This is a genomic window from Rodentibacter myodis, from assembly GCF_001999305.1.
Lineage (GTDB): Bacteria > Pseudomonadota > Gammaproteobacteria > Enterobacterales > Pasteurellaceae > Rodentibacter > Rodentibacter myodis.
The window spans coordinates 26,259-52,072 of sequence record NZ_MLHQ01000003.1 but is presented as its reverse complement, the minus strand read 5'-3'; the positions used below and the strand labels follow the sequence as shown (position 1 = coordinate 52,072).

The 25,814-nt window shown below is 40.2% G+C and carries 23 protein-coding genes; all 23 read right to left on the bottom strand.

The window, feature by feature from the left end; genetic code table 11:
• Window positions 1-184: 184 nt before the first annotated feature.
• The 23 genes from BKL49_RS12095 to glpX all read right to left on the bottom strand — a co-directional run bounded on the left by BKL49_RS12095 (window position 185) and on the right by glpX (window position 25,698).
• Window positions 185-967, bottom strand: a complete 783-nt coding sequence (locus BKL49_RS12095; protein WP_143530783.1) for a hypothetical protein — start codon at window positions 965-967, stop codon at window positions 185-187.
• Window positions 958-2,940 (bottom strand): glycoside hydrolase family 19 protein, encoded by a 1,983-nt coding sequence (locus tag BKL49_RS12540; protein WP_244151925.1) that lies wholly within the window; start codon window positions 2,938-2,940, stop codon window positions 958-960. The genes BKL49_RS12095 and BKL49_RS12540 overlap by 10 nt, the downstream gene beginning before the upstream one ends.
• Before the next feature lie 148 nt (window positions 2,941-3,088).
• The gene (locus BKL49_RS01360) at window positions 3,089-3,364 is read right to left on the bottom strand and encodes a hypothetical protein (protein WP_077422852.1); all 276 of its coding nucleotides are present in this window, start codon (window positions 3,362-3,364) and stop codon (window positions 3,089-3,091) included.
• Complete coding sequence (locus BKL49_RS01355; protein ID WP_077422851.1) at window positions 3,361-3,597, bottom strand: hypothetical protein; 237 nt, start codon at window positions 3,595-3,597, stop codon at window positions 3,361-3,363. The genes BKL49_RS01360 and BKL49_RS01355 overlap by 4 nt, the downstream gene beginning before the upstream one ends.
• A 523-nt stretch (window positions 3,598-4,120) precedes the next feature.
• Window positions 4,121-4,519 carry a hypothetical protein gene (locus tag BKL49_RS01350; protein ID WP_077422850.1) on the bottom strand — a complete coding sequence of 133 codons (399 nt, stop codon included), beginning with the start codon at window positions 4,517-4,519 and terminating at the stop codon, window positions 4,121-4,123.
• The gene (locus BKL49_RS01345) at window positions 4,516-6,048 is read right to left on the bottom strand and encodes a glycoside hydrolase family 19 protein (RefSeq protein WP_077422849.1); all 1,533 of its coding nucleotides are present in this window, start codon (window positions 6,046-6,048) and stop codon (window positions 4,516-4,518) included. Before BKL49_RS01345 ends, BKL49_RS01350 begins: the two co-directional genes overlap by 4 nt.
• A gap of 35 nt (window positions 6,049-6,083) precedes the next feature.
• Window positions 6,084-8,375, bottom strand: coding sequence for a type VI secretion system Vgr family protein (locus tag BKL49_RS01340; RefSeq protein WP_077422848.1), 2,292 nt, complete (start codon window positions 8,373-8,375; stop codon window positions 6,084-6,086).
• Between the two features lie 59 nt (window positions 8,376-8,434).
• Window positions 8,435-8,692, bottom strand: coding sequence for an FAD assembly factor SdhE (locus BKL49_RS01335; protein WP_077422847.1), 258 nt, complete (start codon window positions 8,690-8,692; stop codon window positions 8,435-8,437).
• 88 nt (window positions 8,693-8,780) lie between these two features.
• Entirely contained in the window at window positions 8,781-10,454 is a 1,674-nt protein-coding gene (locus BKL49_RS01330; protein ID WP_077422846.1) for a fructose-specific PTS transporter subunit EIIC, read from the bottom strand.
• A 4-nt stretch (window positions 10,455-10,458) separates the two neighbouring features.
• Entirely contained in the window at window positions 10,459-11,400 is a 942-nt protein-coding gene (gene fruK / locus BKL49_RS01325) for a 1-phosphofructokinase (protein ID WP_077422845.1), read from the bottom strand.
• Window positions 11,400-12,926 (bottom strand): fused PTS fructose transporter subunit IIA/HPr protein, encoded by a 1,527-nt coding sequence (gene fruB / locus BKL49_RS01320; RefSeq protein WP_077422844.1) that lies wholly within the window; start codon window positions 12,924-12,926, stop codon window positions 11,400-11,402. Before fruB ends, fruK begins: the two co-directional genes overlap by 1 nt.
• A gap of 68 nt (window positions 12,927-12,994) precedes the next feature.
• Window positions 12,995-13,525, bottom strand: coding sequence for a hypothetical protein (locus BKL49_RS01315; protein WP_167367102.1), 531 nt, complete (start codon window positions 13,523-13,525; stop codon window positions 12,995-12,997).
• A 77-nt stretch (window positions 13,526-13,602) separates the two neighbouring features.
• Complete coding sequence (gene paeA / locus BKL49_RS01310; RefSeq protein WP_077422842.1) at window positions 13,603-14,895, bottom strand: polyamine export protein PaeA; 1,293 nt, start codon at window positions 14,893-14,895, stop codon at window positions 13,603-13,605.
• Between the two features lie 84 nt (window positions 14,896-14,979).
• Window positions 14,980-15,504 (bottom strand): DUF1523 family protein, encoded by a 525-nt coding sequence (locus BKL49_RS01305; RefSeq protein WP_077422841.1) that lies wholly within the window; start codon window positions 15,502-15,504, stop codon window positions 14,980-14,982.
• A 27-nt stretch (window positions 15,505-15,531) separates the two neighbouring features.
• Complete coding sequence (locus BKL49_RS01300) at window positions 15,532-16,314, bottom strand: TatD family hydrolase (protein WP_077422840.1); 783 nt, start codon at window positions 16,312-16,314, stop codon at window positions 15,532-15,534.
• 50 nt (window positions 16,315-16,364) lie between these two features.
• The gene (locus tag BKL49_RS01295) at window positions 16,365-17,357 is read right to left on the bottom strand and encodes a DNA polymerase III subunit delta' (protein WP_077422839.1); all 993 of its coding nucleotides are present in this window, start codon (window positions 17,355-17,357) and stop codon (window positions 16,365-16,367) included.
• On the bottom strand, window positions 17,354-17,986 hold the full coding sequence (tmk, locus tag BKL49_RS01290) for a dTMP kinase (RefSeq protein ID WP_077422838.1): 633 nt from the start codon (window positions 17,984-17,986) through the stop codon (window positions 17,354-17,356). Before tmk ends, BKL49_RS01295 begins: the two co-directional genes overlap by 4 nt.
• Before the next feature lies 1 nt (window position 17,987).
• The gene (gene mltG / locus BKL49_RS01285) at window positions 17,988-19,034 is read right to left on the bottom strand and encodes an endolytic transglycosylase MltG (RefSeq protein ID WP_077422854.1); all 1,047 of its coding nucleotides are present in this window, start codon (window positions 19,032-19,034) and stop codon (window positions 17,988-17,990) included.
• A 65-nt stretch (window positions 19,035-19,099) separates the two neighbouring features.
• The gene (locus BKL49_RS01280; RefSeq protein WP_167367101.1) at window positions 19,100-20,032 is read right to left on the bottom strand and encodes a peptidylprolyl isomerase; all 933 of its coding nucleotides are present in this window, start codon (window positions 20,030-20,032) and stop codon (window positions 19,100-19,102) included.
• A 75-nt stretch (window positions 20,033-20,107) separates the two neighbouring features.
• On the bottom strand, window positions 20,108-20,647 hold the full coding sequence (pyrR, locus tag BKL49_RS01275; RefSeq protein WP_077422853.1) for a bifunctional pyr operon transcriptional regulator/uracil phosphoribosyltransferase PyrR: 540 nt from the start codon (window positions 20,645-20,647) through the stop codon (window positions 20,108-20,110).
• 137 nt (window positions 20,648-20,784) lie between these two features.
• Entirely contained in the window at window positions 20,785-23,208 is a 2,424-nt protein-coding gene (gene gyrB, locus BKL49_RS01270) for a DNA topoisomerase (ATP-hydrolyzing) subunit B (protein ID WP_077422836.1), read from the bottom strand.
• Between the two features lie 133 nt (window positions 23,209-23,341).
• The gene (locus tag BKL49_RS01265; RefSeq protein WP_077422835.1) at window positions 23,342-24,472 is read right to left on the bottom strand and encodes an NADH-dependent flavin oxidoreductase; all 1,131 of its coding nucleotides are present in this window, start codon (window positions 24,470-24,472) and stop codon (window positions 23,342-23,344) included.
• A 212-nt stretch (window positions 24,473-24,684) separates the two neighbouring features.
• Window positions 24,685-25,698 carry a class II fructose-bisphosphatase gene (gene glpX, locus BKL49_RS01260; protein WP_077422834.1) on the bottom strand — a complete coding sequence of 338 codons (1,014 nt, stop codon included), beginning with the start codon at window positions 25,696-25,698 and terminating at the stop codon, window positions 24,685-24,687.
• Between the last annotated feature and the right edge of the window lie 116 nt (window positions 25,699-25,814).

Genomic DNA, 25,814 nt, shown 5'->3' with positions numbered 1-25,814 from the left:
TGTAAAGCTGACTGTTCCGCGCAACATATAAAAAGTTATCTTTAATCCCTTTCTTTATCTTGTTTATATGCCGCTTCCGCTTTTTCTTTAAATTGCTCGATATCGTCATAGGTAAAGATAAGTTTTGGTTTTAAAAGAACAAAAAAATAACCGCACTTTATAAAAAGTGCGGTCGATATCGTGGTTAATTTAGATCAACTGAATCAGCTTTGATCCACATATTGATTTCTTTTTTTCCTTTGTAGTTGATGAAATACCATTTTTCTCCATGTTCATCAATTTTCTCATCTAGAATAGAAACTTTATCACCCTTTATTAAATATATCTTACTTAAACTTCCAAAATGTTTATATAAGTAAGATTTATTATTCACAATCCCAATTTTATTACAGGTTTCATTATTTACTTTAAAATCATAAATATTACACTCATAGTACCCGAAATCAGCCCATTCTTCTCCATCAGCATTACTCTTAAATAGATAAACAACATTATTTTTTTTAGTAAAAAAGTTAATTTTACTTATAGGTGTCACTAACTTTACCTTCAAACTAGAGTTTGTTTTATTAAAATCATAATCAACAACACCAAATTTAGAATCTAAATCATCAACATAGTTAGAATTTATATCTTCAAACCTAATCCCATTTTTAAAAGAGAGATTATATCCATAATATATATCATACTCAGGAGAATAATTAATTTTATAAATATCTTTTAATCTCCCACTAATTTTATCAAAAATATAGTTCGCTTCAGTTTTAGTATTAAATGACGCATTGTAATTATTTGATACCTGGAAAGTATTATTTGTAAAAGTGAGCGAGCTACTTAACTCTTCACTTATTAGATCATTTCTTATTTCTTTTCCTTCTAAGTAAACTCTATTATCTTTTATTTCATAATCAGCAAATACCAAATCAGAAAACAAAAAAACAACTAAAGATAAAATTAACTTTACAACCATCTTAAACACTCCTCTAATTTAGATGCATACCCTGCTATTGTTAAGGCTTTATCTGTTCCATTGATTATACGTCTAGCATTTAAATAATCCTTATTACTATTAGAAATATAATTAGACATTTTTTTCCCTGTAAACATCCCTGTTTCCATACCATAAATCATGATCTTTGTTGCATATTTTTGGTCTAAAGCTAACTCCGGGTTATTAACAAGATCTTTTTTTAAATACTCTCCTGATTTTCTATAATTTTTCTTCCAGGTAAGTTGAACATAACCTCTCCCCCTATATTTATATCCATCTCCTTTCTGGGTATTTTCCATATCTATTGCCCTTGCTCTTCTTTCTCGTGTATCAGCCAACACTGGATCATATTTATTAAAATATGACAAACCACCTTTCTCGGTAATCGGCTCAAAAGTATGCCCTGTTTCATGCTTTGCAGTCGCAAGCATGTATGCAATTTTTGGTAAAGTACAAATATATGACGAATCAGCTTCAACGTATTCCTCAATACCGGTAAATATATTTTCCAGAGCCTGTTTCTGAGAACTCGTCAACTTCTTAAATAGCTTTTCATACTGGCTAAAAAAGAAATCTCGATCAATTAATCCTTTATTCTTAGCCAACCACCCAATCAGCCCCAACGGATGCATATAATACGCCTGCTCGCCGCTATTAAATCCGTCCACCTCTAATTTGATAGATAAATCTTCTACCCGTTTTTCTATTCCGGAAGCTACGTCGTTCTTCCCGTTATCCCGATAAACATCACACACTTGTTTAAAATCGGCTGACTTCGTCTTCTTCCACTCGCTGTCATGTTTGGCAATAATACCCGTCAACCTTCTTTGTTGTATCGGATTTAATAATAAATCCTTGAGCTTGCCCGCTTCAAATTTTATCGGTGTACCTTTATCCGCTTCTAAATTTAGCTCCGTCATTATCGCCTTAAACATCGGGTCTAATTCGTTTTTCTGCTCAATCGTCAACTCACTTTCTGGGTCGATAGTCTGATGTAAAGGGTGCTTGAATATGCAAAGCCCCTTACCCGCTTGAGTAAACACATTAACACCCGGGAATAATATGCCGTGGGTTACATGGCTGTCATCCACATAAATCCCGCTGTCTTTATTGTTTTGTTGTTGCTGATAGAGATATGGCTGTACATTGTAATAGGTTTTTGTCTGCTTCGGGTTTTGCTTGTCTTTTATGCTTCGCTTTTCCACATCGGCAAGCGGTACCATCATTTCAACTTGACTTTGTTCCAGTTCAAACGCCTCATCGTTCACGAGGCTGTAAAGCTGACTGTTCCGTGCAACATATAAAAAGTTATCTTGAATTCCTTTCTTTTCTTTATCTTGTTTATATGCCGCTTCCGCTTTGGCTTTAAATTGGTTGACGTTGTCATAGGTAAACACTTCAAGATGTAACAACTTTTCGCCGCTTTCTCCTGGTTGGTTATATTCACCCATCAGCCCCAATTCTTCACCCGCTTTAATTTCGATTGGTTTGCTCAATGTCACTTCTGTGTCAAGCAATGTGTCAAGATTATGACGAATCAAGAGCGGTATGCCGCTTATCGGGTGGTCTATGAGGGTTTCATAAGAGCCATTAAAGATTTTCCAGTGTTTACCTGTTTTCGGCTTATGTTCAACACCATTCGCGTCTTTATACCACATGACTTCATCAAACTGAGTTTTGTTATCGGGGTATTTTCTGATTAACAGCTGCAACCCGTCAGGCAACTGTGCCACTCTCTTATTCTCTTCTCTTATCATCACCGGGAATTTATCCGCTGATTTCGTTAATGCCAAAACTTCTTTGCCCGAACTCTGATAATCACTCACTCTTGCCGTATGGCGGTAAAGCGAATAAAACCTCAGGATATTATCTTTAGGATAAGCTATCTCATGTTTTACCAGAAAAAATCCCGTCGAATAGACCGCACTTTGAGAAGACGATTCGCTATCCACTTTATAAATAATCAGTTTGCTGTCGACAATTTCACCCTGCCAGCTTATCTAACTTAACTTCTTCAATATCGGTCTGTGTTGATAAATTCTAGTTTTAAAAGAACAAAAAAATAACCGCACTTTTTATAAAGTGCGGTTTATATAGTCATTAATTTAGATCAACTGAATCGGCTTTGATCCACATATTGATTTCTTTTTTACCTCTATAATTAATAAAGTACCATTTTTGCTCCAAGTAAGAAAATTCATCCAATATAAAAAAATGATCTCCATCTATTAAATATAACTTTGTTTTGTATTCATCTCTTGGATTATCATATAAATAAATTTTATTTTTAGAAACTCCTTTTTTATAAAACTTTAATTCTTTACTTAAACATGATAGTAGAGAATATTCACCTTCTAGCTTAAAAAATAAAATCATAGCTTTATACTTTCTAAATTATCTTTTTTAGGAAATCTACCTACAATATTTTTTATATCATCACAAGAGAATGACTTCATATACTGTTTATTTGAATTAAATGCTTTCAGTAAAGAATCAAGTTTATCAAATTCTGAACCATTAAAATTTCCCTCATATAAGGGATAACATGTAATAGTATTATCATCTATATCAGAAAAATCCACTCTCGATATATCTTTTGGTGTAGACATAGAACAATACTCTGTTCTTAAATCATTACAGTAAGAACAAGGAGTAACATACTCAATACGCTCCTGAATAAATGATTTTTTATTGTGATCATATTTTATTGATGAAACATAATAAGATGAATTTGACGAGCTAGAACTATAGATATCAACTTGCTCATTAAAAATATTATATTTTATATTAATAATATCATCATCTGAATTTTTCTATATTTATATTTGCTTGTATATCACCTCTACTATAAAAGAGTATATTATCTTTAAGAAAGTACCCTCCCCACGACACTTTACAAAAAAGAGAAAGGATAAACCCAAATAAACATAATTTAATCTTCTTCATCTTTAATATAATCCTAATATCTTTTCTGTTTTAGAATAGCTTCATTTAAAAGATCACTCCTTTTCATTAGATTTATTTTATTAAGTAAATACCGATATAAAGTTTAAACTCAATAGCTCGGATAACTCTCCAGTAAGTTTAAAGCTAATGAAATCAAATTATTGAGTACTATAAAATAGCATATAGTTAATAGCATCTTCCAGATATATCAGAAACCTGATAATTAGATCCAAATATTCTATTAAAGATCATTTTTTTCTTTGTGGATGAGTTATAGTAGTTAACTTCATCAATTTTTCCACTTTGTATCATAAGTGTATATATCCCTGATGTTTTTTTTCCATTAATAATTTCATAATAACTTTCAGAAAATGTAATTTTGTTACTATCTCCTCCATCATCAAAAATTTCTCTATTTTTAAATTCTAGACTTATTCTTTTATTAATTGGGTAATAGGATAAATAACCTCTATCTGGTGAGATCATGAGAATTCTATTAGAGCCATCAATAGAAAAACAAAAGTTCTCAGCATAAATATTTTTAGAAAAAAATAAAAAAAATACTAATACTATTTTATTTATCATAGTTTCTCCAATCTATTTCTTGCAAAATCAACTGCTCCAGTTCCTGTATACCCATATCTAGCTTTTTCTTTATTTTTCTTTTTATTATAACCAAATGGATATGTTTTATTTTTTGCCATTTCTAAGAAGCGTTCATACCCTTTTTTAGCCTCATTTGTACTCTTAGATTTCCCTTTTTTAGATAGTCCAGGGTCATTCCAAAGTGCCCATCCAAAGCATTCAGCAATAAATTTTGGATCTTGATAAACTGCACTATCTTCAAAAGGAGTGTAGTTATCTAGCATTGATATCACCTTACGCGATAGATTCTTACAAAGTCTAACATTTAAGGCATTAATTGATAATTTATAATATCTTGCTCTCTCATCAAAATGGTTATACCCACCATTAATCAAAGCGCTAACAGTAATTAAATCATTATTAATTGCATATTTATCAAGTTCTCTTTTTTTCCAAAACCACATCCCTGATCCAACAGCATGTTTTTTCTCTTTTCCTATTCTGACTTTATTGTCACCTAAAAAGTTTTCCCCAACACTTTCTCCATATCCTCTGTAGTTATCCGCCCAAGTCAACTGCATTACCCCTCTTCCCTTATATCCATCATATACATCTTTTTCTTGAATTCCCCTTCCTAGAATTTCCTCTAAAAACTTATATTCTCCTGATTCATGCAATGAATTGGCAATAAAAAAAGCTTTTCCTATACATGTATTAATATCATATTTTTTAAAAAATTCATTTAAATACTCTAAAAAGTCTATAGCTTGTTTATTTTTGATAATTTGATTAAATTCATCTAATGTAATATCCCTATAGCAAAAACACCCACCCTCTTTAGGCGGAGTAACATCTACAGGCTTCCCATTAGCCGCACTTCGTTGCTCTATCGTACTATTCTTTTTATTATCCTGACTATTTTCTTTTTCTGAAGATGCTTGTTTTTGTTCGATTTTTTTCTCAGATTTTTCAAATTCTTTCTCTTTTTTAAGTACTTGTTGAGAGGGTACATTTCTCGTTCTAAATCCCAAAGGGTAGTATAACTTTGTCCCTTCAACCAACTTGTCACTATATATCATTCGGTTATAGAACATTAATGCCTCAACCGCATCGCCCCCTAATTTAACCTCAAGGCTATCCCAAGTATCGCCTTGTCTTACAAGGTAATAAGCTCGCTTATAGTCTTGCTCTTCATCATTTTCATTAGCAAGTGCTCTAGTCTTAATAATATACGTATCCGGCATCAATGCTTTGATTGATGTTTTTCCTTCCGGCCAAAAAAATGTATCTGTTGTAGAATGCTGAGTTCTAGGAAATTTTTCACTCCAAAAGACAAGCTCTAACACTTTATGTACCATTGTCGTTGATTTGACCAGTTCTTTATTGAACCACACTTTTCCGTTGTTATCTGCTCTTGGCGGTAAATTTGTAACTAAGCTACCATTAATATAGAGCTCAAAATGGCAATATACTATTGGTTTTCTTTCATTATCTAGAAACTCAATGCTATATAATTCTTGTTTGCTCATATCTTTCTCTCTTATTCTTTTTCATGATACACAAATTAACTTTCAATTCTCGCTTGACCAACAAATATGGTTAGCTGCTCTTCAACCTCTCGATAGATGCGAGTTGTTCGACCATCTTCATCTAACATCCCATCTGTCACGATGTTCCCCTGGTCATCCAATATCGTATAAGGCACTTTCTTTTCACTACAACGTCCATAAATGTCATAGACATCCAAACGCGTTGAATAGTAAGTATCTGATGTAATCGTATTATTTATCGTGGTTTCAAACGGGTTCACCGCGTCGGCTTCGCCATTCTCCTCAATCAACTCCCCCTCAATATACACATTCCCTATCAGCTCAATGCCCTCTCGGTTAATGACTATCGAACCGCCCGGTCCGCTGATTTCTACGGTTTCGTAACCCTCTAAGTCAAACTCTTCGCAGATTTGCTCAAGCAGTTCCCCCGCCCGCCAACTGCCGTTTTGGGCAATGTCGATGTTGAGTTCATTGCCGACGTGGATGATGGTGTCGCCATGCACATTGACATAACGGTTGTTATTGACGTTGAGGAGGTCGTCTTGTTCCACTTTAGTGATACGGTTGCGTCCGATAGTTTTGATTTGGTCTCGGTTGACGGTTAAGTCTTCATCTTGATTGACCGTTTCCGTGCGGTTGTTGCCGATGTGGATAGTTTCGTTTCGGCTCACTTGTTCGGTGCGGTCATTACCTATTTGAGTTGTTTCATCTTGTTTGACGATGTGGTTTAAGTCTTTTTCCGCGTGAAGAAAGATTTCTTCTTGTCCTTTCTCATCTTCAAAACGCAATTCATTAAACCCGTTGCCTTTGTGGCTTTTGGATTTGATTGTGGTGCGGGTTTTGTGTTCGGGCAATGTGTAAGGCGGTTCGGTGGTGCTGTGATAGGTGCGTCCGACCACGATAGGTTGGTCAGGGTCACCGTTTAAATATTTTACCAATACCTCGTCGCCGATTCTCGGTATCATCATATTGCCGTATTGTGCACCCGCCCAGCCTTGAAGCACCCGAATCCAACAAGAGCTGTGTTCGTCTCCATTGCCCCGTCTGTCCCACGGAAATTGTAATTTGACCCGTCCCCATTCGTCACAGTAGATTTCTTCTCCTTTAGGGCCAACTACATGTGCCACTTGGGTGCCGCGAATAATCGGACGGGGCGTTGGTGGGCTGCGCCAAGGTTTGTGATGAGGAATCAGAAGCAGCTTGTTTTCGTAGTGGTTGCCACTTTCTACTGTTTCCTCTTCAACCTCAACGATTGTCCGTTCTACTGCTTCTTCCTCTAAAACCCCGATTTGTGTCCCCGTATGCTCCACGCGCACCACTAACCAATTTTGATTGAATACCTGTGTGCCGTGTCCTTCGAGGGTAAAACCATAACCCGGTATGACGCGCATATCATCGCCCGTCGCGAGAGCCGTTTCAGAAAGTGCCAGTTCCGCCTCCAACCGATAACGGCTAAAGGGATTGCCTTGTTCGTCACGTTTGTATCGGCCGGGGTAATCGTAGTGTTCATAAACGCTCGGTGAAGTGACCGCACTTTTAGGCGGTTTAGATGAGGAGGAATTGCTTGGGGCGGTAGATTGGGCGGTATGTTGATGTTCTAAATGGTAGTTAGGATTTAAGAAAGTGTAATCACGGAGGGTTTGGCGGGAGATTGTCATTTTTCGACAATATTCAAACTGCCAAAGACTGGCAAAAGGGCGGTCGCCGGCGGGATTGGCGTTATAAGTCAATGTGCCTAAAATCGGTGAGGTGACACTTTGATGCCCAAAACGCAGTTCGTGACTATCCGCATGATGGTCGAAATAATAATACCACCCTTCTTCTGCTGCCAAGCGTTCGATAAACGCTAAATCCGTTTCACGGTATTGCACACAATATTCCCGTTCCCAATCCAACGGCAATGGTTCAAAGCTGACTTTTTCTACATGGTTCTTTTGTAATAAAGTACGGATGATTTTTTCGCTGTTTTGCTGTTGGAAAATACGGCTGTCCGATTGCAACCCCGCCCGTACTAACGCCGGCTCTACCACCATTTGATAATGGGTACGGACAAAGCCGGTTTTACCCAACCCAAATCCCGTGACAATCCCGTTCACATAGCGCACCGGTTTATCTTCCTGCCAGAAAGTAAATGTTACCGGTTTATCCATCAATGCCGAAAACGCAATGTTTGGGTCAAAGCTTGATAACATGAGTTCTAAACGAAAGGGCTCTGAAAGCCCTTCGGTTAAATGAAAACTCACCACATCAAAAAGGTATTTATTACTTGTATCAAGGGTATAGCGGTAGTTGGATTGGGTTGCCATAAATGTCCTTTATTCTAAATTTAAAAACTAGTTAACCTAAAAAGCGCTAAAAGGGTAAATTACGCCGTAGGAATTTTTTGTACCCTTTGAATATATTCCACCATATTTTGCAACTCGGTATCTTCGGATCTTCCCCGATTAAAAAACCAAGAAAACAGTTGCAAATCCGTACTGGCAAGCAAGCGAATGAAAATATCTTTTTGTGTATCCGGCAGTTGGTCAAAATGTTGTTGGTAAAAAGGCATAATAATTTTATCCAACTCTAACATTCCGCGCCGACAATCCCATTCAATACGAAGTTTATTGTATTTTTCCATCTTTCCTCCAAGCAAAAGTGCGGTTAAATTTTCTGACGTTTTAAAATTTTAGAAAAAACAACCGCACTTTTCATTGATCATTTCGCGATTATTCCGCCGTTACTTTCGGTTTAATTAAGGCATAAATCACACCGGTAATTAATGCACCCGCCGCAATCGCCGCTAAATAACGCATTGGCTCGGAAACAAACGGAATGACAAACAAACCGCCGTGTGGCGCTTGTAATGAAATATCGGACGCCATTGAAATCGCCCCAGCCGTCGCACCGCCAATTACCGAACTGATAATCACACGAATTGGATCGGCCGCCACAAAAGGCAATGCTCCCTCGGAAATAAAACATAAACCCAATACGAAAGAGGCTTTCCCCGCATCACGTTGATTTGCGGTAAATTTACTGCGCGCAATCCAAGTGGCAATCGCCATACCGATTGGCGGTACCATTCCTGCTGCCATTGCCGCCGCCATTGGCGTATAAACTTGCGATGCAATCATCCCTACCGAGAAAGTATATGCTGCTTTGTTGACCGGCCCGCCCATATCAATACACATCATCGCACCGATTAAAGTTCCTAGCACCATGGCATTCACTTCGCCCATCGATTTTAACCACTCGCTCAAAGCATTCATAATTTGAGCAACCGGTGGGTTGATAACATAAAGCATTGCCAAGCCAACGATTAGCGTTCCCAAGAGCGGTAAAATTAAAATCGGTTTTAATGAAGTCAAACTTGCCGGTAATTTAATGATGAGATTTAAACCTTTCACCACATAACCCGCAAGGAAACCGGCAACGATACCGCCTAAAATACCCGCCCCTGCCGTGGTAGCGAGCATACCGCCGATAAGCCCCACCGCAAGTCCCGGGCGATCCGCAATTGAGAACGCCACATAACCGGTAAAGACTGCGATCATCAAATGGAAGGCTGCTCCGCCGCCGATGTCCATTAAGGCTTTCGGAATACCGTGGAAAATGGTTTCATCTTTAAAGGCTTCAATGCCGAACATAAAGGAAATGGCGATTAATAATCCCCCCGCCACCACCAATGGCAACATATGGGACACACCGGTCATCAAGTGTTTATAAACGCCTTTTTTCTCGCCGCTTTGTTCCGCATCTGTCGCTTTTGCATTGCCGCCTTCAAACACTTTTGCTTCTTTAAAGGCTTTGTCAAATTCTTGTGCGGTTTTCTTTAAAGCAAGTCCTGTTGAAGTGCGGTACATCGGTTTTCCTTTGAATTTATCCAACGGCACATCAATATCCGCTGCCACAAACACAAGATCTGCCGCAGCCACTTCTTCTGCGGTAATTTCATTGCCTGCGCCCACTTGACCACGTGTTTCCACTTTCACGTTCCAACCTTGTTTTTTCCCATAGGCTTCAATGGCTTCGGCAGACATAAAAGTATGCGCCACGCCGGTAGGGCAAGCGGTCACCGCCACGATATTTTTCACACCGGAAACACCGCCAAAACCGACCGCACTTTTCGGTGCAACATAATCGACACCGTTCGCTATTGCATTGGCGAGGGTAACTTCCGGTGAAATCATTGCAATATCAACGCCCACCATAAACACTTTTTTGCCCACTAATGCCGCATTGTTCGGTAATGTTGAACCAAACACCAACGCAAGATCTGCCTCTGCGGCATTTTCAACGATTGAAACATTGGCTTTCTGCGCCGCAGTACGAAATATTTCACGTAATAAGTAGGCTTTTGCGTTGCCCACGTTGTCTGATTGGGTTAAAAATAACTTCATTCTCTTATCCTTCAATCACAGTGATTTTCACTTGGTTTAAAATGGGGTTAAGCAGTGCCGGATCGCTGACACCAACATTGCTTTGTGAAACGGCAAATGCAGATACGGCACTGGCAAATGCTAAGGTTTCGTTTTTTGATAAACCTTGTTCAATACCATAAATTAAGCCTGCCACCATCGAATCACCGGCTCCCACCGTACTCACCACGTTTTCACATTTTGGCGGCTGTGCTTTCACAATGCCTTCGTTATTAATCCAAAGCGATCCTTCCGCGCCCCTCGAAATAATCACATTTTCAATGCCTTGTGCTTTCAATTTTTGTGCGGCATTGATGATTTCTTCTTCATTATTAAGTGAATGCCCCACCCACGCTTCCAGTTCTCGGTGATTTGGTTTCACCAACCAAGGATGGGCTTTTAAACCGGCTGTCAAGGCGGCATTGCTACTGTCTAATACCACTTTCACACCGGCTTGATGAAGTTGATTTAACCATTCGGCAAATAATTCCGGCGTAACACCACGGGGCAAACTTCCGCACACGGCAACGATGTCATAATCTAAACAATATGCCAGAGAATCGGCGGCAAATTGTTGCCACGCCTGCGGACTAATTTCATAACCAAGGAAATTTAAGTCGGTGACATCCGCCTCGGTTTCCGTGATTTTTACATTAATGCGGGTTTTGCCAGCAACACGGTGAAATTTATCTTCCAACTCTTGTTTTTTGAACAGTTGCTCAAAGTCCCCTACATTGTCTTCACCTAAAAAACCGCCTACCGCAACATCTGTGCCTAAATCCTTCAGCACTTTTGCCACATTAATCCCTTTTCCGGCAGGGAAAAGCCCAAGGGTTTCAACGGTGTTGACTTCGCCTAATTCAATGCGTGCCAAACGCCCGACCAAATCATAAGCTGTATTTAATGTAATAGTTGCCACTTTTGCCATTATTCTTCTCCTTTCCCTTCGCCAAGACCGGATTCAATGGCAAGACGAATACCCTCAATGGCTTCTTTCGCTTGTTCGCCTGTGGCAACAAAGCGTAAACGAGTGCCTTTTACTACACCTAACGCGACGATTTTCATTAAACTTTTCGCACTCACCAACTGGGAATCACGATCAAGATTTTGCACCGCAACGGAAGCATTATATTTTTTCACTTCGTTCACCAATACCGCACTCGGACGGGCGTGCAAGCCGTGTTCATTGTTGATTACAAAGACCGCTTCAATGGCATCGGAAGGTAAGCTGTTATCTTCTGCCACTGTGGCTGTGGAAGGTTGTTCGCCCATAACGACAATACTGTCAGGTTCGGCTGGCGGTACGGCAGATACATTTTCCCCTAATCCTTCCGCAATGACTTTCCCCAAGGCTTCCATCGCTTGTCGGGCATCTTCACCTTCAGCCACAAAACGTAAACGATGACCTTGTGTGACACCTAATGCGACAATTTTCATCAAACTTTTCGCACTCACCGGCTCCCCACCACGGGTCAGATTTTGCACGGTGATTTTTGAGGTAAATTTTTTCACTTCATTGACTAAATTGGCACTCGGACGGGCGTGTAAACCGTGTTCGTTACGAATCGTGAAGGTTCCCACTACCGCACCGCCGACATCCGCACTTTCCGCCGATTGAGTGGCGGTTGTTTCTTCCCCTAAAAGTGCGGTCAAAATATCGCCGGAATTTCCACTTAATAAGGCACTTTGGGTGTTTTCTTCCAATAAACGGGCTAAAGTCGGATTTATCGCCTCATTCACGGCGGAAACCGTAATAACCCCTTTCACGGCTTTACCGTTATGATTAAAAATGGTTTTGGCACGGCTAAATGCCAAGGCGTTTTTTAAATTGCCCGAAACGGCATCGGTGATCCAAAGTCCCTTGCCTAACGGCAGGGCGGCATTGCCGATCACTTCGGAAACAAAGCTATTTTCAACCGCACTTTGTGTTTTTAATTGTGCGGCATTCATCGCCACTAAGGTTAATAAACTTTGCGTGTTGACATCCAAATGAATATTTTCTTCAGGAATGGTAAAGGCTTCGATAGATTCGCCCATTAAAATTGCACGGAATTGGGCAACATCGGTGATGTTGGCTAATTTTGCGGCGGTATCTTCATCTCCCAATACGTGGGTTAATTGACGTAATAATGCCAAATGTTCGTCAGAACGGGCGGCAATGCCGATCACCACATAAGCAATGTTGCCTTCGCCCCAATCAATACCTTGCGGAAATTGAAATACTTGCACGCCGGTTTTTTTCACCATTGAACGGGTTTCTAACGTACCATGCGGAATGGCTATACCATTTCCTAAGAAGGTTGACGTTTGCTGTTCACGGCCGAGCATTCCCTGCAAATACCCACTTTCCACATTGCCTGCGTTTTCCAAAGCGGCGGCTGCCATTTCAATCGCTTGCTGCTTGCTTTGTGCATTGGCATTTAAATGAATGTTGCTTTCCGAAAGTTCTAACATTCTTACTCCTTGTCCAAGATTTAGAAAAAGAAAAACTGCTGATGGAATCCCCACCAACAGTTCATTAATTATTTAGATGTACAAACCTTTAACAACTCGTCACTGCCTTTTGCAATGTACTCATCATTTTCACCACGCTCTTTGCCTTTTTTCAGATCACGCATTGCATCGTAAATGCCTTGAGTCACACTTGGCGAATCCAATTTGCTCCAGCAAGTCGGGCTTAAACGGTTAAAATTATTTTGTAAGGCTTCTGCGTGCAACACGCCGCTATAATAAGCATACACATCGGAATCGTGTCCGCCGGTGTAAAGTTTGTCTTGAATTTGTTTTGTCGGTACTAAAATGCGGCCTAAATACCAGTCGTTTGCACCGCTGGCAAAATTATCCACATAGAAATTTTCATTGACGCGTCCTTTATAGGTCGCCACGGTTGCTTCATAAGCCGCCGCATAAGATTTTTGATCGATTTTATCTTTGTCTAAATCAATCACTTTTTTGTCGTTTCCCATAAAAGGAATATGTGATGTGATTGAAGAAACGGAGGAACAGGCTGCAAGCGTAATAGAAAATAATAATACGGCAATTTTTTTAAACATAGTCATTCCTATTTTGATATAACAAAAACCGCCGCCATTATACTGGCTGCGGGGGATTAAGCAAGAAAGAGCCTGATTTACTCACCCTCTTTCACCAATGACACAAGGATTTGATCGATCTTGAAATTTTCCGTATCAATCACTTCAAATTTATATTTATCATAAATTAACGAATCGGTTTTTTTCGGAATTTTACGCAACATATACATCATAAATCCGCTGATCGTCTCGTAATGTTCTTCATTGGGGAAAGATTCAATACCCAATGCCCGCATTACATCTTCAAGCGGTGTTGCGCCGTCAATAAGCCAAGAATTTTCATCACGGCTGACTATTTGCTCTTCTTCATTAGAGACTAATTCGCCCATCACAATGCTCATCACGTCATTAAGGGTGACAATCCCCACCACCAGAGCATATTCATTCACGATCACGGCAAAATCTTCACCGGTTGATTTGAATAATTCCAACACTTCATAAAGCGAAAGCGTATCCGGCACAAACAAGGCTTTACGTAAAAGTCTTGGATCAGTAAGCGACACATCGACATTTTGCAGATACATCGTCAATAACGTGTGGGATTCCACATAGCCTAGAATTTTATCAAGGCTTTTGTCACAAATAACAAGTTTAGAGTGGGAATCACGGGACAAGGTATCCATCACTTCTTGCCGGCTAAAAGTGCGGTCTAAATACACAATGTTTTCACGCGTGGTCATTGTTGAAGTAACAGTACGTTCCTGCATATCAAAAATATTTTCAATCAGATAATGCTGCTCGGTTTTTAACACGCCTGCTTCCGCCCCGGCTTCCACCACGGCGACAATATCTGCAGAAGTCATATTGTCATCACGCAGGGTAGAAACACCGAAAAGTTTGAAAAGCACATTTGACAACCCATCAAATATCCAAACAATCGGTTTTAATAAGAAAATTAACACTTGCATTATTCCAACAGTACGCAATGCCACTGCTTCAGGATTAATTAAGGCAAGACGTTTCGGCATCAGATCTGCCAAAAGAATAAAGGAACTGGTCACTAAAAAGAAAGCAATCCAAGAAGAAGCGGATTCCACCCAAGTAGCTTGTGTGTATTCTTGCAAAAATTGTTGCAAATGCAGGCTAATATCCGCTTCACCAATCATCCCGCCTAAAATAGCAACCATATTTAGCCCTATTTGCACTACGGTAATAAAACGTCCCGGCTGCTCTTGCAGTTTAAGAACTAATACGGCTTTTATATTTCCTTCATTTGCCATATTTTGCAGTTTGATGCGACGAGCTCCTGCCAAAGAAATTTCGGCAGACGACACGATTGCACTGATAACAATTAACACCATTAATACTAAAATCGCTGCAAATAAACTCATAATATTATTCTCACTGACTTGATAGATTGGTTTACGTTGACAAAGTGCGGTCAAATTTAACCGCACTTTTAAGAAGAAGTGAATTTAGTTTTCGCTGTCAAACCAGCCACGGACAAATTGAATAGAAAGGAAGAATGTCATCAATAAAAACGCATAAAACACCCAAGATAAAATAGGATGACTTGGTGTTACATCGCCACCAATTTCTTTCACCGAAACCGCATTGCGAAATTCATCAAACATTGTCAAACGCCAACCGTAGTATTTTATTTGAACCAATTTGTTTTCATTCCCCAAGGCTTGTGCCTGAGCCTGTAAATTTGCCGAGCCGAATTTAAAGTAAAACGGAAAACCCCAGCGGGTATCTTCGTTACGATATACCATAATTTTTCCGTCATCATTTTGCGTGTTGATGTAATACACATCACGGGTCGGGCCGTCCGCCGGATTGGATTTGGTGATCGGACCGTCTTTATCCACCCGTTTGACTTCCACGCCGGTTACCCGCGTTACATCATAGTGAGGAAAAACATAGTTCACCGCGGAAAACATAAAACCGTGGAAAACAAATACAACCAAAAATAAAAAATATTTAAAAAATTTACGCATTACGTTTCCTTTATAAAAATTGAGCATTTATTCTACACGAATTTTAAATAAACGCTCGAAGTTTTGCGTGGTAAGCCGTGCAAATTCTTCCGTAGAAAGCCCTTTTAAGGTTGCCACATATTCGCAAACTTCCCTTGTGTAAGCCGGTTGATTTTCTTTTCCTCGATATGGCACAGGGGCAAGATAAGGTGAATCCGTTTCTACCAACAAACGATCTGCCGGCACATAGCGAATGGCTTCACGAATGGCTTCGGCATTTTTAAAGGTGATAATGCCGGAACAAGAAATATAAAAGCCTAAATCCAAGGCTTTTTTGGCGAAATCTAAGGTTTCCGTAAAACAATGAATCACGCCACCGCATTTTTCTGCGTGATTTTCCCGTAACATAGAAATAGTATCATCGCCTGCCGAGCGGGTATGAATAATCACGGGTTTATCCAGTCGATTGGCAATATTAATTTGATCGGCAAACACCTGTTGTTGTGCTTCTTTATTGTCGGCACTGTAATAATAATCCAAGCCGATTTCACCAATGGCGATCACTTTTTTATCCTGCGCTAAACGAAATAAACGCTCGCTATCATAAGGTTCTTCTTCAAAATCCAAAGGGTGAACGCCACAAGCCAATGACACATTGTCAAATTGGCTCAATGTCTCATAGGCTTTTTCAAAACGGCTTAACGTTACACCAATGGCAAGTAAGTGTTTAACATCGCGTGCATAGGCTTTTTCAACTACATCTGCAATGTTTTTGTGTAAATTTTCATAATCCAGTGCATCTAAATGGCAGTGGGAATCAACAATAAACATATTTTATTTTATTTTCCTTACTTCTCTTTAGAGAAAAAACATCAATCATTCTATTTAAAGACTTCTGTGACTAACTTGGTTAATCCGTCCAATAATATTAATTCAACATTCACGCCGTTAATTGAGCGTAAATCCGACCGCACTTTCTGCATAATTTTAATAGCCTGCAATAATCCTAATGCGGTTTGCTCACCACTAAATTGTTCTACGCCACGTGCTAAATCGGCAACTTGACGATGATCATTAATGTCGAGCTTATGTTTCAAACTGTCGCTAAGAAAAGCTAAAATCCAATCCACTTGCCGTATGTAATGTTCTTTATCAAACAAAGGGAGCAATTCCAAAGGCGAACGGCGGCGGTAAAAAATCCAAAATTGTCGTAAGAAATTTTTGCGTTGCTCAATCAATCCTTGTTGTAGCGTTTCCAAAGCAAGTAATGGGCGACCCAAATTCATCGCAAGTGCGGTAGAAATATCGTCAGAATTAACCACACTTTCGCCGCTATTCTGTGTTTGCAACCAATCTTGTGCCATTTGCTTGCTTGGTACAGGTAATGTCCACACTTGGCAACGGCTATAAATGGTGGCTAATAAAGAGGCGGAACTTTCTGCCTGCAACAAAAAATACGTATTGGGACGGGGTTCTTCCAAGGTTTTCAATAAGGCGTTGGCGGCAGCTTCCGTTAAACGTTCCGCCCCTTCAATATAAACCACTTTATTACCGCTTTGTTGTGCGTGTTGCGACACAATTTCATTCATTTCCCGTACTTGATCGATACCAATATCTTTGCCTTCAATCGATCGCAATTCGTGGTAATCAGGATGACTATGCGCCTGCATTAAATGACAAGAATGACATTGTCCGCAAGGTTCGCTACCTTGTGGATTGGTACACATTATTCGGTGGGAAAGTGCTTCAAATAATGTTTCAATCCCCAGCCCTTGATCGGATTTTATCAAGATGGCGTGATGGCCTAATCCTTCGGAAAAAGTTCGGGTGATTTTGCTATAAGTGGGCGTAAGCCAAGGATAAAGTGCGGTCATTTTTCGTTATATTTCCACCAATTTTTGACCGCAGTTTCAATATCGGCACGCACTTGGTCAATATTTTGTTCGGCATTAATCATTACCGCTTTCGGGTTATTTTTAACTAATTCCAAATAACGGGTGCGGGTACGATGAAAAAAATCCAAATTCATTTGTTCAATACGATCCAGTTCACCACGTCCACGGGCGCGCGCTAAACCAACGGCAGGATCGATATCCAAATAGAGGGTGAGATCCGGTTCAAAATCACCTAAAACCGCTTCTTTTAAGGTTTGCATAAAATCTGTATCAAGCTGACGACCCCCGCCCTGATAAGCCTGCGATGACATATCGTGACGATCGCCTACGACCCATTTTCCTTGAGCAAGTGCCGGTTTAATCACATTTTCGACCAACTGAATTCGTGCCGCATAAAGCATTAATAATTCCGCTTTATCGGTTACCGGCTCTTCATTTTCGTGCTTAATCAGCTGACGTAATTTTTCCGCCAAAGGTGTGCCGCCTGGTTCGCGGGTAAACACCACATCTTGAACTCCCAATTCTTTTAAAATCGCCACCACCGATTGATGTGCCGTGCTTTTTCCCGCACCTTCCAAGCCTTCAATCACGATAAATTTTCCGTGCATATTATTTCCCGTTTTTCTGATTGCGGTACCAACGTAAATACGCCTGCACCGCTTTGTTATGTTCATTCAAATTACGGCTGAATTTATGCCCACCCGTGCCATCTGCCACAAAATAGTAGAAATCCGTTTTCTCCGGATGTGAAACCGCTTGCAATGCACTTTCACTCACCATTGCAATAGGGGTAGGCGGTAAGCCGTCAATAACATAGGTGTTATAGGGTGTGGGCGTTTCGAGATCTTTCTTGCGAATATTGCCGTTGTAATTATCGCCCATACCGTAAATCACCGTGGGATCGGTTTGTAGCTTCATTTTTGCATTAAGACGATTAATAAAAACGGAAGCCACTTTGGCACGTTCTGCCGCAATGCCCGTTTCTTTTTCGACAATAGAGGCAAGCACTAACATCTCGTAAGGATTGGCAAATGGCAAATTTTCATCACGCTCATTCCACGCTTTATCCAAGACTTTTTTCAAGCGATCCGCAGAACGTTGTAGCAATTCCAAATCCGTTGAATTTGGCGTGTAATTATAGGTATCGGGATAAAGCCAGCCGTCAATATTTCGCCATTCATAAACGGATTTAGCCAAATCCGGAATCGCCAATAATTCAAAAATGTCTTTATCACTTTTATCTTTTAAGGTTTGCTTTAAATGCGGTGCTTTTTCAAGGTTTTTTCGCCATTCTTTAAAGGTTTTACCTTCAATAAACTGCACGTTAAATTGCGCTTCTTTACCGGAATTAAGCAAATTCAAAACATCTTGCACGGTTTTCACACCGTTTAAAGCATAAGTTCCTGCTTTAATTTTATTTAATTCAGGCTTTAATTTGAGCAAATAAGGCAACAATCGTGCGTCATCCAATAATTTTTCCTGTTCAAAAAGGGTCGCCAATTTTTGCCCTGTCGTGCCACGTTCCACAATCAAAAGTTGATCAGGTTGAACATTCACGCTTTCCTGCTGAAATGCATTGAGTTTTTGATAACCCCAAAAACCGGCACCTGCCACAATGAAAAGAAGAATAATGAGACTAATAAAAAATTTTTTCATAGAAAATTGATAATGAAATAAAAACAACAAAAGGGGCAATCGCCCCTCTTATACTAAATATGGATTTATTGATTAAAATATTGAATATCCGCCGTTTTACGCAACGCCTTCACCCAGTCTTTTGTGGCATCTTGTAACTGGCTATTCACAATTTGTTCATAAGCTTTTTGGCGGTATGCTTCTTCGGTGCGATCCCCATCACGAACCCCTGTTACTTCCAAAATATGCCAACCAAATTCCGATTTAAACGGTGCGGAAATCACACCCGGTTTTGTGCTTTGCACCGCTTTTGCAAATGGGCCGACATAGGCTTCTGGGAAGGCATAGCCTAAGCTCCCACCATTTGCACCGGATAAATAATCTTTAGAATATTTTAATGCAGCATCGGCAAACGTGGTTTTGCCGGAAAGAATATCGGCACGAATTTGTGTGAGTTCTGATTTTGCCTGTGCATCATTTAATAACGGATTAAGTTTTAAAAGAATGTGACGAACTTCATATTCTTTGCCTGTGACTTTTTGTTCCGTCCCTTTCGCTTTGGCTTCTTTTAACATTTTTTGTCCAAGGGCATCCACTTCTTCACGGGTAATTTGCACGCTGTTGCTGATAGCGTGATTACGCACACCGGACATCATCATTTGATTTGCAATTTGTTGGCGGAAAGCTTTAAGAGAAATGCCCTGATAATCTAATGCATCTAAAAATTGACCATAGGTTAACCCATTTTTCGCCGCAATATCTTCCACAATGCGGTCAATTTCACGTGGGTTTACTTTTATGCCGGATTCTTGAATGGCTTTTTGTACCAAAATATCATCAATTACTTTGTCTAATGCCGCTTGGTGATCACCTTTTTTCCCCATTGCCGCACGCACTTGGCTTTCCAATATAGGCGCACCGTCCACCGTTGCCACCACACGTTCTTCTGCATTTACAGAAGAAAAAGAAAACACACCTAATGCAATAAATAAAAGAGATTTTAGTACCGATTTTTTCATAATTATTTTTCTTTTAAGAAGTCAATAATGCTCGTTAGAGTATCAATTTTAAGCAAGGTTCACAATAGCTTAGGATTATTTTGATAAGAGTGCTACTTCGTAACAACCGTCATATTTTTGTGTACGCACCTGCACTTTTTCTTCGCGACCGGTCGGAATGTTTTTCCCCACATAATCCGCCCGAATGGGTAATTCACGATGACCACGATCAACAAAAATCACCAATTCAATTTTTGCCGCACGCCCAAAATCGGTGAGTGCATCCATTGCGGCACGAATGGTTCTTCCGGTAAATAATACATCATCAATTAAAATCACATTTTTATCTTTTATATTAAGATATTGCGATGTGCCGCTATATATGGGCATTGGATTTTCAGGTTCAATTTGTTGCAAATCATCACGATAAAAGGTGATGTCCAATTCCATTGAGGGCAGTTCCACCTGCACTAAATCGATAATTTTACGTTTAATTAATTCGGCAATCTCTGCCCCACGCCGTTTAATCCCCACAATTACAACATTCTCCAAACTTGAATGCTTTTCTATAATTTCGTGGGAAATACGGGAAATGGTTCGTAGGAACTGATTTTCATCAATAATTATCTTTTCCATCATTCATCTAATTTTGATCGATAAAATATCGTTGTTACCGTTGATAAAAAGTAAAGCGAATTTTAACCGCACTTTAGGATAATAAAACCGCACTTTATGCGCTAAAGTGCGGTCATTTTTACGTTGTTTTTTTTAGATTAAATATCTAAATTCGCTCTTAATGCGTTGAGTTCGATAAACTCACGGCGAGGTTCAACTTCATCTCCCATTAAGGTAGTAAAGAGTTGATCCGCCGCCACCGCATCTTTAATGGACACTTTCAACATTCGGCGGGCATTTGGATCCATTGTAGTTTCCCAAAGTTGCTCGGCATTCATCTCGCCCAATCCTTTATAGCGTTGAATTTCCAAGCCTTTGCGGGATTCCTTCACCAACCATTCTACCGCTTGTTCAAAACGGCGAACCGGTTGAATTTTCTCCCCACGGGACACATAAGCTCCCTCTTCCAACAAGCCGTTTAATTGATTGTTAAGTGAAACAATCTTCGCGTATTCATTACCGTTGATAAAATCAAAATTAAGGAAATAATCGGTATCAATGCCGTGTTTACGGACGGTAATCACCACTTCATACACTTGGCGTTCACCATTGAATTGGGTGCGAACGGAATATTGGTGTGCCTCTGTTTCTTTTTCTTCAAGTAACTGAATGAAAGATTTTCCCCAATTTTCAACCGCACTTTCCGTTTTCATCATTTCAACTGAAAGGGGGGATTGATAAATCAACCCTTGCAACAATGCCGTTGGATAATAACGGCTTAAACGCTCTATGAGTTTTTGCACGGCATTATATTCTGCCATTAATTTTTCAAACACTAAGGCGTTCATCGCCGGGGCATTTTCGCTAACGTGCAATTCCGCCCCATCCAAAGCAAGGGTTAATTCATATTGCTCCATTTCTTCCGCATCTTTGATATAACGCTCTTGTTTGCCTTTTTTCACTTTATAAAGCGGCGGTTGGGCAATATAAACATAGCCCCGTTCAATAAGTTCCGGCATTTGACGGTAGAAGAAAGTGAGCAGAAGCGTGCGAATATGCGACCCGTCCACATCCGCATCGGTCATAATGATGATATGGTGATAACGCAATTTGTCCGGATTATATTCATCACGCCCGATACCACAGCCCAATGCAGTAATCAGCGTCCCCACTTCTTGTGAAGACAACATTTTATCGAAACGGGCTTTTTCAACATTTAGAATTTTCCCTTTTAATGGAAGAATTGCTTGGGTTTTGCGATCACGTCCTACTTTGGCTGAACCACCGGCGGAATCCCCCTCCACCAAGTAAAGTTCTGAAAGTGCAGGGTCTTTTTCTTGACAGTCGGCAAGTTTACCCGGCAGACCTGCAATATCCAACGCCCCTTTACGGCGGGTCATTTCACGGGCTTTGCGAGCGGCTTCACGGGCGCGTGCCGCCATAATAATTTGGTTTACAATGATTTTGGCATCGGCAGGATTTTCTAATAAATATTCCTGCATTTTTTCATTCATTGCAGATTCCACCGCACTTTTTACTTCGGAAGAAACCAATTTATCTTTCGTTTGCGATGAGAATTTTGGATCAGGCACTTTCACCGAAATAATCGCCACCAAGCCTTCACGCGCATCATCACCGGAAGTCGCTACTTTTTCTTTTTTCAATAGCCCTTCATTTTCCATATAGCTATTTAAGCTGCGGGTTAATGCCCCACGAAAACCGGCTAAATGTGTACCGCCATCCCGTTGCGGAATATTATTGGTAAAGCAATACACGTTTTCATTTACCCCATCATTCCACTGCAAGGCAACTTCGACACCAATGCCGTCTTTTTCTGCGGTGAAATAGAAAGGTTTTGGATGAATCGGGTTTTTATTTTTATTTAAATATTCAACAAAGGCTTGAATACCACCCTCATAATGGAAGTGATCTTCCGTGCCGTCCCGCTTATCGATTAAACGAATAGACACACCGGAATTTAAAAATGACAGTTCACGTAAGCGTTTTGCCAAAATTTTGTAATCAAAGGTTGTAATGGCAAAAATCTCCGGACTTGGCCAAAAACGCACTGTTGTTCCCGTTGCTTCCGTGTCACCAATAATGGTTAATGGCGATTGTGGTTCACCCAAATGATAAAACTGCTCGTGTACGTGACCTTGGCGGCGAATAGTAAGTTGTAATTTGTCGGAAAGGGCATTTACTACCGATACCCCCACACCGTGCAAACCACCGGATACTTTATAAGAATTGTCGTCAAATTTACCGCCGGCGTGAAGTACCGTCATAATCACTTCTGCCGCAGAAACGCCTTCTTCAGGGTGAATATCCACCGGAATACCACGACCATCATCCTGCACCGACACCGAGTTATCATCGTGAATCGTCACAATAATATCGGAACAATAACCCGCCAATGCTTCATCAATGGCATTATCCACCACTTCAAACACCATATGATGTAAGCCTGTGCCGTCATCGGTATCGCCAATGTACATACCCGGGCGTTTACGCACGGCATCAAGTCCTTTTAATACTTTAATGCTGGATGCACCATAGTTATCGGTCACGGTCGTCTCTGACATAGTTTATCTCTATTTTGTAAGTGAAAATTGAGCGGGATTATAGCAAAAAATAGGCGGATTGGCGAAAGGTTTGAAGAAAGCAAGTGCGGTCAAAATTCTCGGTGAATTTTGACCGCACTTTTAAAGCCAAAAATTAGAGATCCAAGAGATTTGGTGTTTGCCCTTTTAACGGCGGTAACCACGCTTGCGAACCACTCATTGTAAAATTCCACAATAAGTCAGGAAAACCATAATGATCGGTTTGTTCAGGATCAACCGCACGTTGAATACCTTCTTCATTACCATTAATTATTTTGGTTGCAATATCAACGGTTTTACCCAAAGCAATAAACTCCGCCCAACCTGTATTAAAGGCATCCAAAATTTCCGTTGGCGTATAAAGATTTCCGACACCGATAAGCGGTAATTTTCCGCCAATTTGATCGTGAACCAATTTAATGCGGTAAGCATTGGTATCCGCTCCACGGCGTGCTTTTTTATAAAAATCCCAAAGTGAAATGTGCAAATATTGCAATGTTTGATTTTTCAAAACATCAATTAACGCTAAGGTATCTTCCATCGTAATGCCGGCTTCTTCAGGCTCTTCCGGTGAAAAACGATAACCCACAATAAAATCCTCCGCATTGTGTTTCGTTTTTGCCGCCAATACCGCTTCAATTACCGCTAATGGAAAACGCATTCGTTTTTCACGCGAACCGCCCCATTCATCATTACGACGATTTGAATGACCAGAATAAAATTGTTGAATCACATAATTATTCGCACCGTGAATTTCTACCCCATCAAAGCCGGCACGAATGGCAAGATCTGCCGCATTACCAAATGCCGCAATAAGTGAGCGAACTTCTTCATCACTTGCTTCGCGGGTGCCGGTTGCCTCATCCGCACTTGCGGAAATTTTATCTTTGCCATTCAGCAATTCTGTAATGGCTAATTTGCCGCCGTGATGAAGTTGTAAAATAGCTTTTGCGCCTTGTGATTTGATAATTTTTGCGGTTTCTTTTAAAGAAGGAAGTTGGGATTCGTGAATGGCTTCAGGCTGACCATGAAATGCTTTACCGCCATCTTGGACTAATGTGGCGGCAAGAATAAACATTCCCATATCACCGGCACGATTGCCAATAAAACGGCGTTCTTGTTCGCCAAGTGTGCCGTCTTCATTTGCACCAAAATGTGTCATTGGCGCAACCACTAAGCGATTTTTAATTTCTACACCATTATTAAGCGTATAAGATTGAAAAAGTGGAGAAAATTTTGGATTCATTTGCTTTCCTTAATTTTGTGATAAAAAGTGCGGTTGATTTTTTGACTGTTTTTGTAAACCAACCGGTGAAATAAATTACCAAAAGGTTCGTGTTATAAAATGATAATAAAAATCTCATTAACCTAAAATGCTAAAAATTTTGCATAATCCTCTAATGCCAAACACCCCAAAACCAATAAAAGATGTTTTGAGGTGTTGTTATAAAGGTTGAACTAGCTATTCAATATTTTATAAATTTCCGTATCCTTTCTATCTAAGTAGTGAATGGACTGAATTTTACGAATAGTGCGTGATTTTCCCCGAATAAGAATAGTTTCCGTGGTAGCAAGTGTTCCTTTGCGTGAAATACCTTTTAATAGTTCACCGTGCGTGATACCGGTGGCGGCAAAAACCAAATTATCATCCCGAACCAACTCTTCCAATTTCAATACTTCGTTCACTTTTACCCCTAATTCTTTGCAACGGCAAATTTCTTCTGCGGCGATTTTTTGATTTTCTTCCGTTTCGCCTTTCACTTTATTACGTGGAATTAAACGGGCTTGCATATCCCCGCCCAATGCTCGTACAGCCGCTGCCGCTGCCACACCTTCCGGCGCACCGCCAATACCGTACACCATATCCACTTCGGCATCAGGCAAACAACATAATACGGAAGCGGCAACATCACCGTCCGGAATTGCCATAACACGGATTCCTAAATCGTGCATTTGTTGAATAACTGTATCGTGACGGGGCTTTGCGAGTACCATTACGGTGAGATCGGACAAGGATTTACCCAAACGGGAGGCAGTACGGCGAAGATTTTGTTCGATAGGTAAATTAAAGTCAATCATCCCCTTCACTTCAGGGCCGACCACCATTTTTTCCATATACATATCCGGTGCTTTGAGGAAAGTGCGTTTGCCGCCGGCTGCCAACACGGAAATTGCATTAGACTGCCCCATTGCCGTCATACGTGTACCATCAATAGGATCAACGGCGATAGAAACCAATTCTCCATTCCCCGATCCCACTTTTTCACCAATATAAAGCATTGGTGCTTCATCAATTTCACCTTCACCAATAACAACTTCACCATCCATATGAATCAAATTCAGCATATACCGCATCGCTTTTACCGCGGCTTCATCCGCCGCATTTTTATTGCCACGTCCAAGCCAAGTGTGTGCCGCCAATGCAGCCACTTCCGTAACACGAGAAAATTCAATAGCCAATGCCCGATTCATTTTTAATCTCCATTTTGTTTCAAGCCAAAAAATCGCACTATTTTATCACGAGCAAACGTTTGCATAATAAAATTTTATTGAGGGCTTTAAAAAGAAAAATGAAGTGGTTACAATAA

What these genes read in the sequence shown, in the direction of transcription:
- BKL49_RS12095 (WP_143530783.1), bottom strand. Translation starts at nt 967, where the DNA reads ATGGTTGTAAAGTTAATTTTATCTTTAGTTGTTTTTTTGTTTTCTGAT.
- BKL49_RS01360 (WP_077422852.1), bottom strand. Translation starts at nt 3,364, where the DNA reads ATGATTTTATTTTTTAAGCTAGAAGGTGAATATTCTCTACTATCATGT.
- BKL49_RS01355 (WP_077422851.1), bottom strand. Translation starts at nt 3,597, where the DNA reads ATGTCTACACCAAAAGATATATCGAGAGTGGATTTTTCTGATATAGAT.
- BKL49_RS01350 (WP_077422850.1), bottom strand. Translation starts at nt 4,519, where the DNA reads ATGATAAATAAAATAGTATTAGTATTTTTTTTATTTTTTTCTAAAAAT.
- BKL49_RS01345 (WP_077422849.1), bottom strand. Translation starts at nt 6,048, where the DNA reads ATGAGCAAACAAGAATTATATAGCATTGAGTTTCTAGATAATGAAAGA.
- BKL49_RS01340 (WP_077422848.1), bottom strand. Translation starts at nt 8,375, where the DNA reads ATGGCAACCCAATCCAACTACCGCTATACCCTTGATACAAGTAATAAA.
- BKL49_RS01335 (WP_077422847.1), bottom strand. Translation starts at nt 8,692, where the DNA reads ATGGAAAAATACAATAAACTTCGTATTGAATGGGATTGTCGGCGCGGA.
- BKL49_RS01330 (WP_077422846.1), bottom strand. Translation starts at nt 10,454, where the DNA reads ATGAAGTTATTTTTAACCCAATCAGACAACGTGGGCAACGCAAAAGCC.
- fruK (WP_077422845.1), bottom strand. Translation starts at nt 11,400, where the DNA reads ATGGCAAAAGTGGCAACTATTACATTAAATACAGCTTATGATTTGGTC.
- fruB (WP_077422844.1), bottom strand. Translation starts at nt 12,926, where the DNA reads ATGTTAGAACTTTCGGAAAGCAACATTCATTTAAATGCCAATGCACAA.
- BKL49_RS01315 (WP_167367102.1), bottom strand. Translation starts at nt 13,525, where the DNA reads ATGTTTAAAAAAATTGCCGTATTATTATTTTCTATTACGCTTGCAGCC.
- paeA (WP_077422842.1), bottom strand. Translation starts at nt 14,895, where the DNA reads ATGAGTTTATTTGCAGCGATTTTAGTATTAATGGTGTTAATTGTTATC.
- BKL49_RS01305 (WP_077422841.1), bottom strand. Translation starts at nt 15,504, where the DNA reads ATGCGTAAATTTTTTAAATATTTTTTATTTTTGGTTGTATTTGTTTTC.
- BKL49_RS01300 (WP_077422840.1), bottom strand. Translation starts at nt 16,314, where the DNA reads ATGTTTATTGTTGATTCCCACTGCCATTTAGATGCACTGGATTATGAA.
- BKL49_RS01295 (WP_077422839.1), bottom strand. Translation starts at nt 17,357, where the DNA reads ATGACCGCACTTTATCCTTGGCTTACGCCCACTTATAGCAAAATCACC.
- tmk (WP_077422838.1), bottom strand. Translation starts at nt 17,986, where the DNA reads ATGCACGGAAAATTTATCGTGATTGAAGGCTTGGAAGGTGCGGGAAAA.
- mltG (WP_077422854.1), bottom strand. Translation starts at nt 19,034, where the DNA reads ATGAAAAAATTTTTTATTAGTCTCATTATTCTTCTTTTCATTGTGGCA.
- BKL49_RS01280 (WP_167367101.1), bottom strand. Translation starts at nt 20,032, where the DNA reads ATGAAAAAATCGGTACTAAAATCTCTTTTATTTATTGCATTAGGTGTG.
- pyrR (WP_077422853.1), bottom strand. Translation starts at nt 20,647, where the DNA reads ATGGAAAAGATAATTATTGATGAAAATCAGTTCCTACGAACCATTTCC.
- gyrB (WP_077422836.1), bottom strand. Translation starts at nt 23,208, where the DNA reads ATGTCAGAGACGACCGTGACCGATAACTATGGTGCATCCAGCATTAAA.
- BKL49_RS01265 (WP_077422835.1), bottom strand. Translation starts at nt 24,472, where the DNA reads ATGAATCCAAAATTTTCTCCACTTTTTCAATCTTATACGCTTAATAAT.
- glpX (WP_077422834.1), bottom strand. Translation starts at nt 25,698, where the DNA reads ATGAATCGGGCATTGGCTATTGAATTTTCTCGTGTTACGGAAGTGGCT.